Source organism: uncultured Dialister sp., assembly GCA_900314595.1.
GTDB lineage: Bacteria > Bacillota > Negativicutes > Veillonellales > Dialisteraceae > Dialister.
Window position 1 is genome coordinate 1 of the sequence record OMVW01000003.1, and the last position, 14,527, is coordinate 14,527.

The following is a 14,527-nucleotide window of genomic DNA, read 5'->3' on the forward strand; positions in this document are numbered from 1 at the left end:
TCTATATCATGGGAGGTTTTTTGTTTAGTCTTTGGAAAATCACCGCTAAAGCTAATACTGAACCCCCGGACTATCCGGGGGTTTTCTTTACACAATAAAATCCGGTCGTCAACGGCGGCCGGATTTCTTTATTTCTAATCAAAATATTTTTGAAGTCTGTTGATTTCAAATTCTTCCTCAATCCTAAGGAAAGAAGGATTATGCATCGGATTTTCCTTGAACCCGAAAAGATGAGTTTTACAATGACAGTCAGTACAGCCAAATTCAGGAACGCTCCAATCTGAAATTAATGCAAGGGCCTTAGCCAGGTCATGTTCCAAATCTTCACGGGTACGAACAAAGATGGCTCCTGCGAAATCTGCCTCTTTCCTCAGGTAATCCATATGCCAGTGCATTTTCTTTCTTATAGCGCGATGATGAGCTACTCGCTGCTCAAGATTCCTTTTTGCCGAGCCCACATAGACATAGTAACCTTCCGCAAAATCAACAGGGCCAAGACTTCCCACCGTGATGGTCCGGGATGCTTTCAGCTGAAGAATGATCATATAATCTCCGGCATTCCCCATTTCCTCTTCCAGTGCTTTTCTGGAGCTCCCGATGAGCCGCACGGATTGTGGCATGGTAAATTCTTTTGTCCACGGAATTACGGCAGCTTTCCAGTCAAGACTGTCCATTCCTTCAAAAAAAATTCTGGAGAATTCCAGATCCGTATGATAATTGGGCATGAACCATTCTGCCTTACTGTAATGAACAAGTATGAGGAGTCCGGCATGCTGTCCTTCTCTTGTCATTTTGACCAGATGAGACAGATGCTTTTCTCCCCTCTCCGTAGGCGCATCGGGAAACATGGCCCCTTTTTTGCCGGCAAGGCTGCAGGATTTTACTTCTACTGGAAATGCATCTCCTGTCTTTCGATTTCCAAGAAGCAGATCGAACCGGCTGTCCCCCATGGTCACTTCCCGTTCCAGAAGGTCATAATCTTCCCAGCCCGGTATTTTATGATTCTGAACCAGAAATGCTGCCACATCATTTGCCTTCGTGGTGTCCAGATAAAATATATCCCGTTCCGTTCCTTTCTCAATCCCCACCACTCTAAAAGCAGTACGAAGCCCCGGGCGGTTGGGAGTCAGGTACAGGGTCGAACCCGGAAATAACAATTCTCTCATCCTCCCCGGATTTGGCATATGACAAAGGACCGTTTTGCCATTGACTTCGGCATGGCAGACGAAACGGTTTGGACGGTCAAGAAACCGTCCGACAGCCAGTGACTTATAAATTTCCAAGGCCATATTTTCTCCATAGAAAGAAAAGAGGGCCTATGCCCTCTTTTAAAGTTTCAAAATTACACATTAAACCGGAAATAGGCGACATCCCCATCCTGAATGATATAATCCTTGCCTTCCACACGAAGGAGCCCTTTTTCGCGAACTGCAGCATAAGATCCGCAGGCCATAAGATCATCATAGGACACGATTTCAGCACGAATAAAGCCTCTTTCAATATCGCTGTGAATCTTGCCGGCGGCCTTTGGGGCTTTCGTTCCTTCGCGGACAGTCCATGAGCGGCATTCATCCGATCCAACGGTAAAGAAGTTAATGAGCCCAAGCATGGAGTAAGCGGTACGAATCAGACGATTCAATCCCGGTTCATCTTCCCCGAGATCTGCCAGGAATGCTTTAGCCTCTTCTTCATCAAGCTCGGAAACTTCCTGCTCAATTTCAGCAGAAATAGGTACCCATTTGGCATTTTCCTTTTCTGCCTGTTCTGCTGCTGTTTTGACAAATTCATTGGCCATCGGATCTGCGATATCATCTTCTGCCATATTCAGCACATAAAGAACCGGTTTTAAAGTGATAAGGTTCAGTTCTTTAAGGATATCCAGGTCATCTTCCGAAAGTTCAAGTGCTCTGGCCGGAGTTCCATTCTGAAGGGCATCATATACTTTTTCCAGTACCGGCAGGTCAGCTTTGGCCTCTTTGATTCCTGCCTGGGCCAGTTTTGCGGTTTTTGTTCTCTTTTTATCTACGCTTTCCAAATCCGCAAGGCAGAGTTCCGTATTGATAATGTCCATATCCCGGACAGGATCAATAGAGCCTTCCACATGAGTAATATTTCCATCTTCAAAGCAGCGGACTACATGGGCAATGGCATCAGTTTCACGAATATGACTTAAAAACTGGTTTCCAAGACCTTCACCTTTGGATGCACCTGCCACAAGACCTGCAATATCAACAAAGCGGGTAAAGGCAGGTGTAGTTTTTTTGGGTTTGAACATATCCGCCAGATCATAAATCCGGTGATCCGGCACTTCTACAACTCCTACATTCGGTTCAATGGTGCAGAAAGGGAAATTGGCCGCTTCTGCCCCTGCTTTAGTAATCGCATTAAACAATGTACTTTTACCTACATTCGGAAGTCCGACAATCCCAATCTGCAAATTTGTACTCATAGAAACTCCTTATTTATCATAAATATGTGAATACATGGAGAAATCTACCCCCAAAAGAAGGTAGATTTCCGGTCAATCATTTCTTGCGTGCTGCCAGGGCTTTCTTCATTCTGGCGACCGCTTCTTTTGTAAGTTCAGGTGTATTAAAGGAAGTAAAACGTACGTAACCTTCACCACATGGTCCAAAACCGGATCCCGGGGTACAGATAATCTGTGCTTCCTTCAAAAGGAAATCAAAGAAATCCCAGCTGGTCATGCCCTCAGGTACAGACATCCATACATAAGGACTGTTGACGCCTCCGCAGGCAGTAAGCCCGCATTCCTTCACTCCCTCAAGAATTACTTTAGCATTGTTTCTGTAAATATCAAGTGTCGCCTGAATCTGTTTCTGCCCTTCTTCTGTATAAACCGCTTCTGCGCCACGCTGTACGATGTAGGAACATCCGTTGAATTTTGTACACTGTCGGCGGTCCCAAAGAGAATTAGCAGATACTTTCTCTCCGGATTTTGTTTCCAGCATCAGTTCCTTCGGTACTACGCAGTATCCGCAGCGGACGCCGGTAAAACCGGCAGTCTTGGAATAAGAACGGAATTCGATAGCTACTTCCTTAGCCCCTTCGATTTCATAGATGCTGTGCGGTACATCATCTTCCGTGATAAAAGCTTCGTAAGCCGCATCAAAGAAAATGACGGAACCTGTCTGCTTGGCATATTTAACCCACATGGTGAGATCTTTATTATTCAAGGCAGCACCGGTAGGATTATTCGGGGAGCAGAGATAAATGATCATGGGATCATGAGCTGGAAGATTTGCTTTGAAATCGCATTCTTCATAACATGGCAGGTATTCGAATCTTTCAAAAGACCCCCGTACAAATTTACCGCTTCTGCCAGCCATAACGTTACTGTCAACATACACCGGGTATACCGGATCGGTAACAGCCACAATGTCTGATTCTGCAAAAATTTCCTGCATATTACCGGTGTCGCATTTAGCACCATCACTGACAAAAATCTCGTCCGGAGAAATATCACAGCCTCTTGCCTGAAAATCATGTTTTGCAATAGCTTCGCGCAGGAATAGATATCCCTGCTCAGGACCATAGCCTCTGAATGTCTCCATCTTTCCCATTTCATCTACAGCCTTATGCATAGCCTCAATTACTGCCGGTGCCAGCGGCTGGGTCACATCACCAATACCCAGAGAAATAATATCAGCATCAGGATGCTCTTTCTTATAAGCATCCTGCTTCTGACGGACTGTTGCAAAAAGATACGCGCCCTGAAGGTTCAGATAATTTTCATTGCAGTGTGCCATAATATCGCCTCTCTATAATCATTCTCAACAGATTTGAATCCAATTGTGATTTTTATATTTTAACATAGTTGAATTCCTTTATCAAAGGAAAGCTATATATGAGAAAATATTCCTTCCATAAAAAGCTAAAAGTCCCTGCCAGAGCAGAGACTTTAGTTCAAAATTGGAAAATTACGCGGCCAAGCACATGATCGACAGGAACCGGTCCGATGAAACGGCTGTCAGAACTGTGATTCCGGTTATCTCCCATAACGAATACCGTTCCATTTGGAACTATATAAGAACCATCCATGGAAAATTCCATAGGTTCATTGATATAAGGTTCATCAAGAGCAGTCCCATTACGAACGACGTGACCATCCCGGAATTCCAGCTTATCTCCGCCCTTGCCAATCACTCTCTTAACCCAGATATTGTGTCCCTGGGAAGAACGATTGAAAATGGCGATATAATTCTTCATCGGTTCTTCCAAATCGTCCATCCAGGATCTTTCACGATGTGTGCGGCTGTCGATAATGACGATATCTCCATATTTAGGCTCTTCCCGCATGACATGTCCGATTTTGGAAACGATCAGATATTCACCATTCGTCAGGGTTGGGTACATAGACTGACCGGAAACCCTTGTAGGAACGAATAAAAAAATATGAATCAACATGGCTAGAAAAAGTGCCACCACGATGGAATAGGCCCAATCTAAAATCTCGTGCATGAAATTCTCCTTTTATTAAAACTGTATTCAATGCAAAATTATACTCGTGTTTTTTTATTTTACAACATCTTTCGCCATACTTCCAGTTTCTTTCATTACTGGTATACTATCGTTTCTTCTCAAATAAAAAGCTGCCCTGTGACAAATCAGAGCAGTTTTTATCAATTCATTTAATCGGAAAGAAGCCCATAAAGCACATCCATAACATTTCTCGCACTGTCCGGATGTGTATCACCGCAGGCTGCAGCCATCCGTCCGCGAATTTCAGGATTACAAAGAATTCTTCTGGCCGTTTCTGCCAATTCTCCTCTTTTTACCCATTCAGCACATCCCTGCTTTTTCATGTGAAGGGCATTGGCTCGCTCCTGTCCAGGAAGTGTATTTACAAGAATCATGGGAAGATGCATCACCATGGCTTCTGTGCATGTCAGTGCACCGGGCTTGGTAACGAGAATCTCACTTCTCCCCATCAATTCGGCTACTTTGTTCGTATAACTATGAAGTTCGACCGGATGTCGAAGATGTTCAGACATCACTGCCACCTTCTCGTAGAGGTCAAGATTTTTCCCTGTCACTACGATAAACCGGGAAATTTCTTCCACTTCATCAAGGCGACGGATATTATCCACCACATTTCCCAGCCCCAAACCACCACCCATAACAAGGACAGTTCCTTTTTCGTAGTTCCTTATTTTGGCTGATTCTTCAAAAAATGACCGCCGTACCGGAATGCCGGTCACATGAATGACATCTCCTGGAATCCGATAAGTTTCCATAAGCGTTTTCAAATCTTCCGTTGCAACACAGAAGCCATCAAGATGAGGATCTACCCAGAGTTGATGAATATCAAAATCTGTAATAACACCAAGGAGGGGTATAGTAATTGCTCCATCAGCTCTTAGCAGATCTGCTGCACCGGCAGGAAATGGGTGAGTGAATATAAAAGCATCCGGTTTCAATGTTTCTGCCAGTTTTCTCATACGTTTTTTAAAAGTGATAGAGAGCATGAATTGTGAAACTTGTCCGAAACGACTGCTTTGAGAATCACTGTATAGATGATCATACATGGACGGAAAAACATCTATCATTTTCAGATAAGTATCTTTGATAATATGATCCACAGATAAGATATTATTAGAAACAAAATCAAGAACCGTCACTGAATCTGATGGATGCGCTGCCTGAATGGCTTCCGAAATTGCTCTGGCAGCCTGACTATGTCCTGTTCCAATGCTTGCTGTCAAAATAATAAACTTATGCGGGCGATCTGACATGGCAGTTCCTCTTTTCTATATTCTCCGATAAATTATAACATAGGACAGCTGCCATTTGAAATGAAATCCAATATTATTATTGCTTTTATTCTGCTAATCTCTTTACTCTGTTAGAGATTTATTAAGATTAATCATATATGTTCTATTTGTATTTCATATCTCCTTCGATGATTAAATAAAATAAAAAGGATCCCTGTCCTGCAGGGATCCTTTTTATTTTATTTTTTTGCTTTCTTTGCTCTTGATTTTTTAACGTTTACTTTTTCTTTCAGCTGTTTAGAAACACGAAATGCTGGAGTCTTGGAAGCCGGAATTTTGATTTCTTTCTGATTGGAAGGGTTATGACCAATGCGGGCCTTACGCTGACGAACTTCGAAAGTACCAAATCCAATGAGCTGAACCTTGTCACCTTTTACAAGAGCCTGGGAAACAACATCAATAACGGCTTTGACAGCTTTTTCAGCGTCTTTCTTGGTCATCTCTGCTTCCTGGGCAACTGCTGTGATGAGTTCTGTTTTGTTCATAGCTAAACATCCTCCTTTAATAAATGTGCGGAATCCTCCGCCTGTAGCTCCAATGATGAACTTATCAGTTATCTGCCTGAAGATAATCATTCCATAACTGCAATAATTTTTCAGGAGCCACATCAGATAGATGCAAACCGTTTTCTTCCAGCCTGTCTTCAAATCCTTGCAGTCTGTCCATAAAGTCAATGGTAAAACGGCGCAGGGCTAATTCCGGTTCTATGCCCTGATTCCGGAGCAGCCATGCCAACCGAAAAAGCAGAGCTCCTGCTTCATTTTCCTTGTCTCCAGGCTCAACAGATTTCAACTTTATTACATGGAAGGCCTCACGAGAAACATCCATATAATCCTCTGTCGGAAGGAGATTCTGCAGTCCACTGGAACTAACTTTCTTTTGAATTATACACGTTAAAAGCAGACTTGGCAAGCTCTTCGGCACACCGGAAAGCAGATATTTCCTGTTTTTTTCAATTCTTTTACGTTTTTCCCATGCCTCGTAAGAAGTTGCATAAGCATTTTTGTCCTCTTTTTGAAACACGAATGGATGTCGTTTAATCATTTTATCAGAAATACCATCGATAACATCCTGCATAGTAAAGAAGCCTTCCTTTTCTGCTAAAGCGGAATGAAATACGATCTGAAAAAGGACATCCCCAAGCTCTTCCTTGAGATTAGACATATCATTTTTATCGATTGCATCTATAACTTCAAAGGCTTCTTGTAGAAGATAAGTACGCATGGACTGATGATTCTGAGACCGATCCCAGGGACATCCTCCCGGAGCAAGAAGTGTATAAACCGTTTTGTTAACAGATTCAAAGGAATAAGGAAGTGCTTCATGACGTATCCCTTTTCTGCCATCAAAAAGCAGAATGAATTTCCCCTTAAACGAGTATTTATTAAAGTCTTTTATTAGGACTCTAAAAATATTTTCATCATCAAGGATAATCAATGGAGTTATATCCTGAAAAATCAGTCTCAACCTCCCAACAAATATTTCCCCTTCTTCCATGGTGCAATCCTTCAATATCAAAAGATTTCTCCCGGTTAAGGGAATGATATCAGAATCAATACCGGACATGATTGAAAAATTATCATCTTCAGATATAAGCCCTTTATGCTCCAGGAATGTTAAGAGTTGTTTAGTTTTCATGAAGCTCATCCTTTCCAGCCATTGATAAGGGATTGTATTTCCTTGATGATCGCTCCCGCATCATAACCATCACATACCGCATGATGGACTTCCAGAGCCAGCGGCATATAATAGCGGCTCCTCTTTCTGTGCAGGCGGCCGAGGGTATACATAGGAATAAAGTAACGGAAAGCCCTTGGAAAACTTAAATGAAGAGATTCATAGGCAATCCATGGAATGACAGAAACAGGAAACAGGTTAGCAGGACGTCCCGGTTTTCCAAAAAGTCCCCGATTATTCCCATAAATAGCAGTATCTTGTTCATAAGAATTAAGGAAAATGTGGTAATCCTCATTGTATTCTGTCCACAGGCTGGAAAATGTATGATCATCACGATGAAAGACTGTGTAACTTGGATGAACCACATCATAATATCCCAGTTCTCCCTGTTCGTTGAAGGCTATCCGGTATTCCTTATGCCTGTTTTCCACGACTGACAGGAAATAAAGCATGGCAGGATAAGGACGGGCATGCTGTCTCATAATCGGTGTGACATCAAGCTGCACTGTCATGCTGTACATACAGGGAACCGCCCTCAGAAAATACCGAAAATATTCTTCCCTCGGCCATTTACTCCTGTCAATGATTGTAAATCCCATGCCCATCACATTCCTTTTTCATAACCACTCTCTTTGCCGGGACTAATACTGTATCGGATACCGCTTTCCCACTGCAAAAAGATTCTGCGTTTCCTTCTTTGATTCTACTATACCATATCTGATAAATTTTCATCAAAAAACCTCCTCAGAGTGAGGAGGTTCTGCTAAATTTCATAAATATGAATGGCATTTTCTCTGGTACAGCTTATAATTTCTTCAACAGGAAGTCCTTTAAGACGGGCCAGCTCTTCCGCCACATAATACACATTGGATGGATCGTTCCGTTTTCCCCTATTCGGAGGAGGGGTCAGGTAAGGGCTGTCTGTCTCAATCAGGATTCGATCCAGCGGCAGGGCCGAAGCCACTTCTTTCAGCCTGATACTCCGGGGAAATACGACAGGCCCGGCAAAGGAAATATAGAAGCCAAGCTTAATAAGCTCCTTAGCCGTTTCCAGGCTTCCGGAGAAGCAATGAAGGATTCCTCTCATGGCAGAACTTTTATGTTCCTTCAGAATGGAGAGTGTATCCCCATGAGCATCCCTGTCATGGATAACGAAGGGAAGGTTCAGATCTCTGGCCAGCTCAATCTGACGGGCAAACCATTTTTTCTGGGTTCCCTTATCCGTATACAGATAATAGTAATCAAGACCGATTTCCCCGATGGCTTTCACTTTGGGATGGGATTCAGCAATGTCCCCTATTTCTCGAAGAATTTCCTCACTGCCATCCCTTGTCACCTGGGGATGGATGCCAACGGCCGCATAAAGAGGACCATAAGCTTCTGCAAGGGATACAGCTTTCCTGCTCGTTTCCAGATTTTCCGACGGTATGACGATATAGTCCAAATTCTTTAAAAGCTTTGGAATCAGTTCGTCCCTGTCCCGGTCAAAGGCTTTGTCATAGAGATGGGCATGAGTATCAAAAAGCCCCATTACTTGACCTTGCTTCCTGCCGGCATATCAACAAAAGGTACCTGAAGCTTGTCATCTTTGGAAGCAGCAAGAATCATGCCCTGGGATTCGATGCCCATCAGTTTGGCCGGTTTCAGGTTGGATACGAAAATGACATGCTTCCCAATCAGTTCTTCCGGCTTATAATATTCGGAAATACCACTGACCACAGTTCTCCTGTCATCGCCGCCAAGGGTAACGGTCATCTTGATCAGTTTTTTTGATTTTTCCACTTTTTCCGCGGTAAGGATTTCTGCTACGCGAAGGTCTGTCTTAAAAAAATCATCTACGGAAATGGAAGCTTCTTTATTCTCTTTAGGTGCTTCTTTCTTCTGTGTTTTCTTTTCCTTCTTCGGGGCCGGTGTTTCCTCTTCTTCAATTTCGATACGAGGGAAAATCTGCTCTCCTTTATGCGTCAGGGTCCCGTCCGGAATTCCTCCCCAAACCAGATCTTTATAGACTGCCGTTTTGAAGTTTTCGAGGCCCAGCTGGTTCCAGATTTTTTCAGAAGCAATCGGGATGACTGGTTCAGCCATAAGAGAAACGTAGCGGAGTCCTTCGCAGAGATGATAAAGAACGGCATCCAGCAGCGGCTGTTTGGCAGGGTCTTTACCCAGGGACCAGGGCATAGTCACATCAATATATTTATTGAGGGAACGGATAAAGGTCCATACAGCACGGATTGCATCATTGATTTTCCAGTTGTCCATATTTTCGCGGAATATTTTCAGCGTTTCGGCAGCATTCTTTTCCACTTCTTCCGATGCGGCTTCGATAGAAGGATCTCCGGTAGCATCCCCTTTATGGAGTACGCCTTTGTTATATTTGGCTGCCATGGAAAGGGTTCTGTAGAGAAGATTACCCAGATCATTGGAAAGGTCGGAATTAATGCGGTTAATCAGACGATCACGACTGAAATTACCGTCCTGACCAAGCTGGATATCATTCAGCAGATAATAACGGATGGCATCGGAGCCAAATTCCTGTAAAAGCGGAATCGGGTCAATGACATTGCCCTTTGACTTGGACATTTTTTCGCCATCCACGATGAGCCAGCCATGACCATACACCTTTTTCGGCAGTTCGATGCCAAGGCTCATGAGCATGATTGGCCAGATGATGGTATGGAAACGGACGATTTCCTTCCCCACCAGATGAACGTCGGCAGGCCAGAATTTTTTAAACTTCTCAGTATTATCCACAATACCTGCAGCAGTCAGGTAATTGACAAGAGCATCAAACCATACATAAACTACATGTTTCGGATCGAAAGGCACGGGAATACCCCAGGAGAAGGAAGTTCTGGACACGCAGAGATCTTCCAGACCGCTCTTTACGAACTGAATCATTTCATTTCTTCTGGATTCAGGCTGAATGAAGTCCGGATGTTCTTCCACATATTTCATCCACTGATCTGCATACTTGGACATTTTGAAGAAATAGGCATCTTCACTGACTCTCTGCAGCGGACGACCGCAGTCCGGGCAGATATGATCAGGGGTCAGCTTGTTTTCCGGCCAGAAGGTTTCGTCCGGTATGCAGTACCAGCCTTCATACTTGCCAAGATAGATATCTCCCTTATCATAAGCCCGCTGAAAAAGCATCTGGACTACCTTCCTGTGACGTTCCTCCGTAGTCCTGATAAAGTCATCGTTGGAAATATTCAATTCTTTCCAGAGTTGTTTGAAGAGGGCAACGATACCATCTACATACTGAATGGGCGTAACTCCCGCTTCTTCTGCTTTCTGTTCAATTTTCTGCCCGTGTTCATCACTGCCGGTCAGAAAGAAAACATCGTAGCCGTCAAGCCTTTTGAATCGGGCAATGCTGTCTGCAATGGAAGTGCAGTAAGTATGGCCGATATGCAGCTTTGCGCTTGGATAATAAATCGGTGTGGTAATATAGTACGCTGGTTTTTCACTCATAAAAAATGGCTCCTCTCTCTATAGTTGAAACGATATCGTCTGTTAGCAATATTTTAATTATAACTCTAAAGGGGAATATAAAAAACAGCCTGATATCAAAAGAGTTAATATTTTTGTATTTAATGAGATTATTTTTTGTTTTCCAGTAGAAACTGGTATATTTCCCTGCGGGACATATTGAATTTCCCTGCCGTCCTGCGGGCAGCTTCTTTCAGAGGAAGTGATTCAGCCTGTTTCATGGCTTCCTCCTGCCAGGTTGCCTGATTCTCTTCCCCGGTTTCCATGGATTCATTCCATCCTTCCACCAGTAAGACATATTCTCCTCTTGGTTCTTCTTCATCCGCATGGAGACGAATGGATTCGAGAGTTCCTCTGTTAAAGGATTCAAATTTTTTGGTCAGTTCTCTGGCGGTCACTGCCCTGCGGTTGCCCAGATATTTCAAAAGTGTATCCAGAGTATCCTTCAATCGATGCGGTGCTTCATAAAAAATAAGAGTAAAAGGCACATGGCTGATATCGGAAAGAAGCTTTTTCTGCTTTGCAGTAATTTTGGGAAGGAATCCGATAAAAACAAACTGCCGTGCATCGAGACCGGATGCCACCAGAGCAGTCAGCGCCGCATTAGGCCCCGGAAGCGGTACAATTGGGATACCTTCAGAAAGTGCAAGTCTTACCAAATCCGCCCCGGGATCAGATATGACCGGCATTCCGGCATCACTGACCTGGGCAACTGTATGACCTGACTTTAATTCATCAATAAGCTTTGGCCCTGCCTCTTTTTTATTATGCTCATGATACGATACAGGGGATTTCGATATTCCAAGATGGTCAAGAAGAATCCTGGTATGTCTTGTATCCTCAGCTGCTATAAGGTCAACGTTATTTAATATTTCCACAGAGCGTTCCGTGATATCAGACAAATTTCCAATAGGCGTAGGCACCAGATAAAGGGTACCCGGCTTTATTTCATTCATGTGGACTCCTTCCCATAGATAGCCATTACTTCATCCGTATAGGAACCATCCTTGTTGTGTAATAGAAGCGGAGGCTCCACGGAAAGTTCCGCATGGCCTCCATATTTCCATTCCAGCAGCACGCGAACGGCATTGTGGCCTTTCCTGGCGTATATCAGACGCATTCTCTTTGGCTCCATACCATATTTTCTTCCCAGAGAAATCAGATCTGCCAGACGATCAGCCCGATGAACCATCGCCATTCGTCCGCCATATTTGAGGAGGTACTGAGCCGTTTTGAAAACTTCGTCCAGTGTCGCATTCAATTCATAGCTGGCCGAAGCAATACCGTGGTTTTCACTCATCCGACCACTCCCCACTTCTCTATATGGTGGATTAACAAAAATAAGAGAAAAGTAACCGGAAGGAAAGTATTTTCTTGCCTCCCGGTAATCAGCCTCCAGTACATGGATGATTTTTTCTTTATCGTTCCCCATCACATTCCTTCTAGCCAGATCTGCCATCACAGGGTTCACCTCAATAGCAGTTATATCCTGACCTCCCAGTGCTGAAGCCAGGAGAGATATTACTCCGGTGCCGGTTCCTAAATCGATAATCCGATCTTTGGGTTTAATGACAGGATAATGAGCTAAAAGCACGGAATCAACAGAAAAGCAAAACTGATCCGTACGCTGTATAATTTTCATATCATCCCGGACAAGATTGTCCAAACGTTCCCCTTTTTTTAGTTTCCAGTCAATCATTTTCTTCCTGTTCTACAGAATCCCACGACATTATTCTGGCTGGTTGACCTTCAAATTGTACCTTAACAGTATGTTTCTGACTGTTTACGTAAACCACCTGTCCGCTGCCTTCATCAGTTATAACTTTCATGCCAACACGAAAAACCTTAGCATTGCTTTTATTCATGACGCAGCATTTCTTCTTTTTATTTCCAGTGCTTTCATACTGGTCATTTTCATAGCGGAGACAGCACATCAATCTGCCACAAACGCCAGAAATTTTAGAAGGATTCAATGATAAGCCCTGATTTTTTGCCATTTTAATAGAAACAGGTGCGAAATCCCCAAGAAAAGTTGCACAACAGAGTGGACGACCGCAGGAACCAATACCTGAAACCTGCTTGGCTTCGTCCCTGACTCCGACCTGACGAAGCTCTATCCTCGTATGAAAAACGGAAGCCAGTTCTTTTACCAGTTCCCTGAAGTCTACCCTTCCATCAGAAGTAAAAAAGAATACTATTTTATTGCGATCAAAGGTATACTCTGCTCTGAGGAGTTTCATTGGTACTTTAAATTTCTCAATTTTTTTAAGACAGATATCAAAAGCTGATTTCTCTCTTGCCTTGTTCCTCTCCAGCTGGGCTAAATCTTTGATAGTGGCTTTTCGGACAACCGGCTTTAACGGAGCTTGTGCATCAGTAACCGGATTTTCGGGAATTAAAACCACATTTCCATACTCCAGACCTCTGGATGTCTCTACGATAACCCCGTCATCCAAATGAATATCCAGATTGTTAGAGTCAAAATAATAAATCTTACCTGCCGGCTTAAAGCGGACGCCAATTATCTGATCCATTTCTTTTCGCCTTTCTGTATATGCGTTAATTCGATGATAATAAAATCCCAAACATTTTTTGTATTAATATACCGTGCTACAGCTGTTTCCGCTATCTTCAAAACTTTCATAGCTTCTTCGCCCCGCCCGCCAGACCAATAAGTCGAAATCTTCCATTCCTTTTCAAAAATTGGCGCACAGCGGACCAGTGAAGCATTTCCTGTCTGAGAAAGTACCATAATATCCCTGCCTACAAGAGATATCCAGCGAAGGGCTTTTAAAAACTCATAACGGTCCTTAAACTCTTCTGCAGAAAGAATTGAAAAAGGCAGAGTACTGCCAGTAAGAACCTCCCAGAAATGCATAGCCCATTCAGGTCCCTTATTTCCCTTCTCTTCACAGACCTCAAGCGCTATGCCCGGATTTCCTTCTGATATTTGATAAAGCAAAGACTCATCCATACCTTCCGGCGGCTTAAACCGTTCAGGAGAAGATTTGACAAGTGCAAAAAAATCCTTTTTATTTAAAGGAAAAAATCCAAACCGCTCTCCTCTGGAAATAATTGTGGGAAGCAAAGAATCCAGATCATGGGTGATAAGTATAAAATGGATGTTTCCCTCTGGTTCTTCCAATGTTTTGAGAAGAGAATTTGCGACAGGAGCCATCATTGTCTGGGCCTCATCGATGATGCACACATGCGTTTTTTCATCAAAAGAAGCCATGGCTTCCAGGAAAATGCGAAATTGCTCGATTTTCAATTCCAGTCCTACAGGATGTAGATACCAAACCAACTGATCTGCCAGGGTAATGACCGGTGCTTTAGACAGATCTTCCTTGGCGATGGATGAAAAAGCATTCCACAGGCTGTCAATTCTGTCTGTTATAATCCCTGCCAGGTCCAAAGCTGCCGTAGTTTTCCCCAATCCTTCATCACCATAAAAAATGAGTGTATGTGGAATGCGTTCATCTTTTAGAAGTCTCTTCAATTCCTTCTTTAATTTCTCCTGCCCGTAAAGATGGGGAAGAAAATCGCACATTGAACTGGGCCTCCTG

General features: G+C 43.3%; 15 protein-coding genes. All 15 read right to left on the bottom strand.

Annotation, left to right across the window (positions count from 1 at the left end):
• Nucleotides 1-134 precede the first annotated feature (134 nt).
• Nucleotides 135-1,289 carry a DNA/RNA nuclease SfsA gene (sfsA, locus tag QZN42_RS01875; RefSeq protein WP_296954029.1) on the bottom strand — a complete coding sequence of 385 codons (1,155 nt, stop codon included), beginning with the start codon at nt 1,287-1,289 and terminating at the stop codon, nt 135-137.
• A 53-nt stretch (nt 1,290-1,342) separates the two neighbouring features.
• On the bottom strand, nt 1,343-2,449 hold the full coding sequence (ychF, locus tag QZN42_RS01880) for a redox-regulated ATPase YchF (RefSeq protein ID WP_296954030.1): 1,107 nt from the start codon (nt 2,447-2,449) through the stop codon (nt 1,343-1,345).
• 76 nt (nt 2,450-2,525) lie between these two features.
• A complete protein-coding gene (locus QZN42_RS01885; RefSeq protein WP_296954031.1) occupies nt 2,526-3,767 on the bottom strand; it encodes an LL-diaminopimelate aminotransferase in 1,242 nt (413 codons plus the stop codon).
• Between the two features lie 157 nt (nt 3,768-3,924).
• Nucleotides 3,925-4,479 (bottom strand): signal peptidase I, encoded by a 555-nt coding sequence (gene lepB / locus QZN42_RS01890; RefSeq protein WP_296954032.1) that lies wholly within the window; start codon nt 4,477-4,479, stop codon nt 3,925-3,927.
• A 170-nt stretch (nt 4,480-4,649) separates the two neighbouring features.
• On the bottom strand, nt 4,650-5,753 hold the full coding sequence (locus tag QZN42_RS01895) for an MGDG synthase family glycosyltransferase (RefSeq protein ID WP_296954033.1): 1,104 nt from the start codon (nt 5,751-5,753) through the stop codon (nt 4,650-4,652).
• 218 nt (nt 5,754-5,971) lie between these two features.
• A complete protein-coding gene (locus QZN42_RS01900) occupies nt 5,972-6,277 on the bottom strand; it encodes an HU family DNA-binding protein (RefSeq protein WP_296954034.1) in 306 nt (101 codons plus the stop codon).
• A 64-nt stretch (nt 6,278-6,341) separates the two neighbouring features.
• Nucleotides 6,342-7,430 carry a nucleoside triphosphate pyrophosphohydrolase gene (gene mazG / locus QZN42_RS01905; protein ID WP_296954035.1) on the bottom strand — a complete coding sequence of 363 codons (1,089 nt, stop codon included), beginning with the start codon at nt 7,428-7,430 and terminating at the stop codon, nt 6,342-6,344.
• A gap of 5 nt (nt 7,431-7,435) precedes the next feature.
• Nucleotides 7,436-8,074 (bottom strand): CatA-like O-acetyltransferase, encoded by a 639-nt coding sequence (locus QZN42_RS01910; RefSeq protein ID WP_363916047.1) that lies wholly within the window; start codon nt 8,072-8,074, stop codon nt 7,436-7,438.
• Nucleotides 8,049-8,201, bottom strand: coding sequence for a hypothetical protein (locus QZN42_RS01915; RefSeq protein WP_296954037.1), 153 nt, complete (start codon nt 8,199-8,201; stop codon nt 8,049-8,051). The genes QZN42_RS01910 and QZN42_RS01915 overlap by 26 nt, the downstream gene beginning before the upstream one ends.
• 31 nt (nt 8,202-8,232) lie before the next feature.
• Nucleotides 8,233-9,000, bottom strand: coding sequence for a TatD family hydrolase (locus QZN42_RS01920; protein ID WP_296954038.1), 768 nt, complete (start codon nt 8,998-9,000; stop codon nt 8,233-8,235).
• A complete protein-coding gene (metG, locus tag QZN42_RS01925; protein WP_296954039.1) occupies nt 9,000-10,943 on the bottom strand; it encodes a methionine--tRNA ligase in 1,944 nt (647 codons plus the stop codon). The genes QZN42_RS01920 and metG overlap by 1 nt, the downstream gene beginning before the upstream one ends.
• 128 nt (nt 10,944-11,071) lie before the next feature.
• Nucleotides 11,072-11,917, bottom strand: a complete 846-nt coding sequence (gene rsmI / locus QZN42_RS01930) for a 16S rRNA (cytidine(1402)-2'-O)-methyltransferase (RefSeq protein ID WP_296954040.1) — start codon at nt 11,915-11,917, stop codon at nt 11,072-11,074.
• Complete coding sequence (locus tag QZN42_RS01935; RefSeq protein WP_296954041.1) at nt 11,914-12,660, bottom strand: tRNA1(Val) (adenine(37)-N6)-methyltransferase; 747 nt, start codon at nt 12,658-12,660, stop codon at nt 11,914-11,916. Before QZN42_RS01935 ends, rsmI begins: the two co-directional genes overlap by 4 nt.
• Nucleotides 12,653-13,495 (bottom strand): stage 0 sporulation family protein, encoded by an 843-nt coding sequence (locus QZN42_RS01940; RefSeq protein ID WP_296954042.1) that lies wholly within the window; start codon nt 13,493-13,495, stop codon nt 12,653-12,655. The genes QZN42_RS01935 and QZN42_RS01940 overlap by 8 nt, the downstream gene beginning before the upstream one ends.
• Nucleotides 13,483-14,511 (bottom strand): AAA family ATPase, encoded by a 1,029-nt coding sequence (locus tag QZN42_RS01945; protein WP_296954043.1) that lies wholly within the window; start codon nt 14,509-14,511, stop codon nt 13,483-13,485. Before QZN42_RS01945 ends, QZN42_RS01940 begins: the two co-directional genes overlap by 13 nt.
• Nucleotides 14,512-14,527 lie beyond the last annotated feature (16 nt).

Coding starts and splice junctions, on each gene's coding strand:
- sfsA (WP_296954029.1), bottom strand. CDS start 1,289: ATGGCCTTGGAAATTTATAAGTCACTGGCTGTCGGACGGTTTCTTGAC.
- ychF (WP_296954030.1), bottom strand. CDS start 2,449: ATGAGTACAAATTTGCAGATTGGGATTGTCGGACTTCCGAATGTAGGT.
- QZN42_RS01885 (WP_296954031.1), bottom strand. CDS start 3,767: ATGGCACACTGCAATGAAAATTATCTGAACCTTCAGGGCGCGTATCTT.
- lepB (WP_296954032.1), bottom strand. CDS start 4,479: ATGCACGAGATTTTAGATTGGGCCTATTCCATCGTGGTGGCACTTTTT.
- QZN42_RS01895 (WP_296954033.1), bottom strand. CDS start 5,753: ATGTCAGATCGCCCGCATAAGTTTATTATTTTGACAGCAAGCATTGGA.
- QZN42_RS01900 (WP_296954034.1), bottom strand. CDS start 6,277: ATGAACAAAACAGAACTCATCACAGCAGTTGCCCAGGAAGCAGAGATG.
- mazG (WP_296954035.1), bottom strand. CDS start 7,430: ATGAAAACTAAACAACTCTTAACATTCCTGGAGCATAAAGGGCTTATA.
- QZN42_RS01910 (WP_363916047.1), bottom strand. CDS start 8,074: ATGGGCATGGGATTTACAATCATTGACAGGAGTAAATGGCCGAGGGAA.
- QZN42_RS01915 (WP_296954037.1), bottom strand. CDS start 8,201: ATGAAAATTTATCAGATATGGTATAGTAGAATCAAAGAAGGAAACGCA.
- QZN42_RS01920 (WP_296954038.1), bottom strand. CDS start 9,000: ATGGGGCTTTTTGATACTCATGCCCATCTCTATGACAAAGCCTTTGAC.
- metG (WP_296954039.1), bottom strand. CDS start 10,943: ATGAGTGAAAAACCAGCGTACTATATTACCACACCGATTTATTATCCA.
- rsmI (WP_296954040.1), bottom strand. CDS start 11,917: ATGAATGAAATAAAGCCGGGTACCCTTTATCTGGTGCCTACGCCTATT.
- QZN42_RS01935 (WP_296954041.1), bottom strand. CDS start 12,660: ATGATTGACTGGAAACTAAAAAAAGGGGAACGTTTGGACAATCTTGTC.
- QZN42_RS01940 (WP_296954042.1), bottom strand. CDS start 13,495: ATGGATCAGATAATTGGCGTCCGCTTTAAGCCGGCAGGTAAGATTTAT.
- QZN42_RS01945 (WP_296954043.1), bottom strand. CDS start 14,511: ATGTGCGATTTTCTTCCCCATCTTTACGGGCAGGAGAAATTAAAGAAG.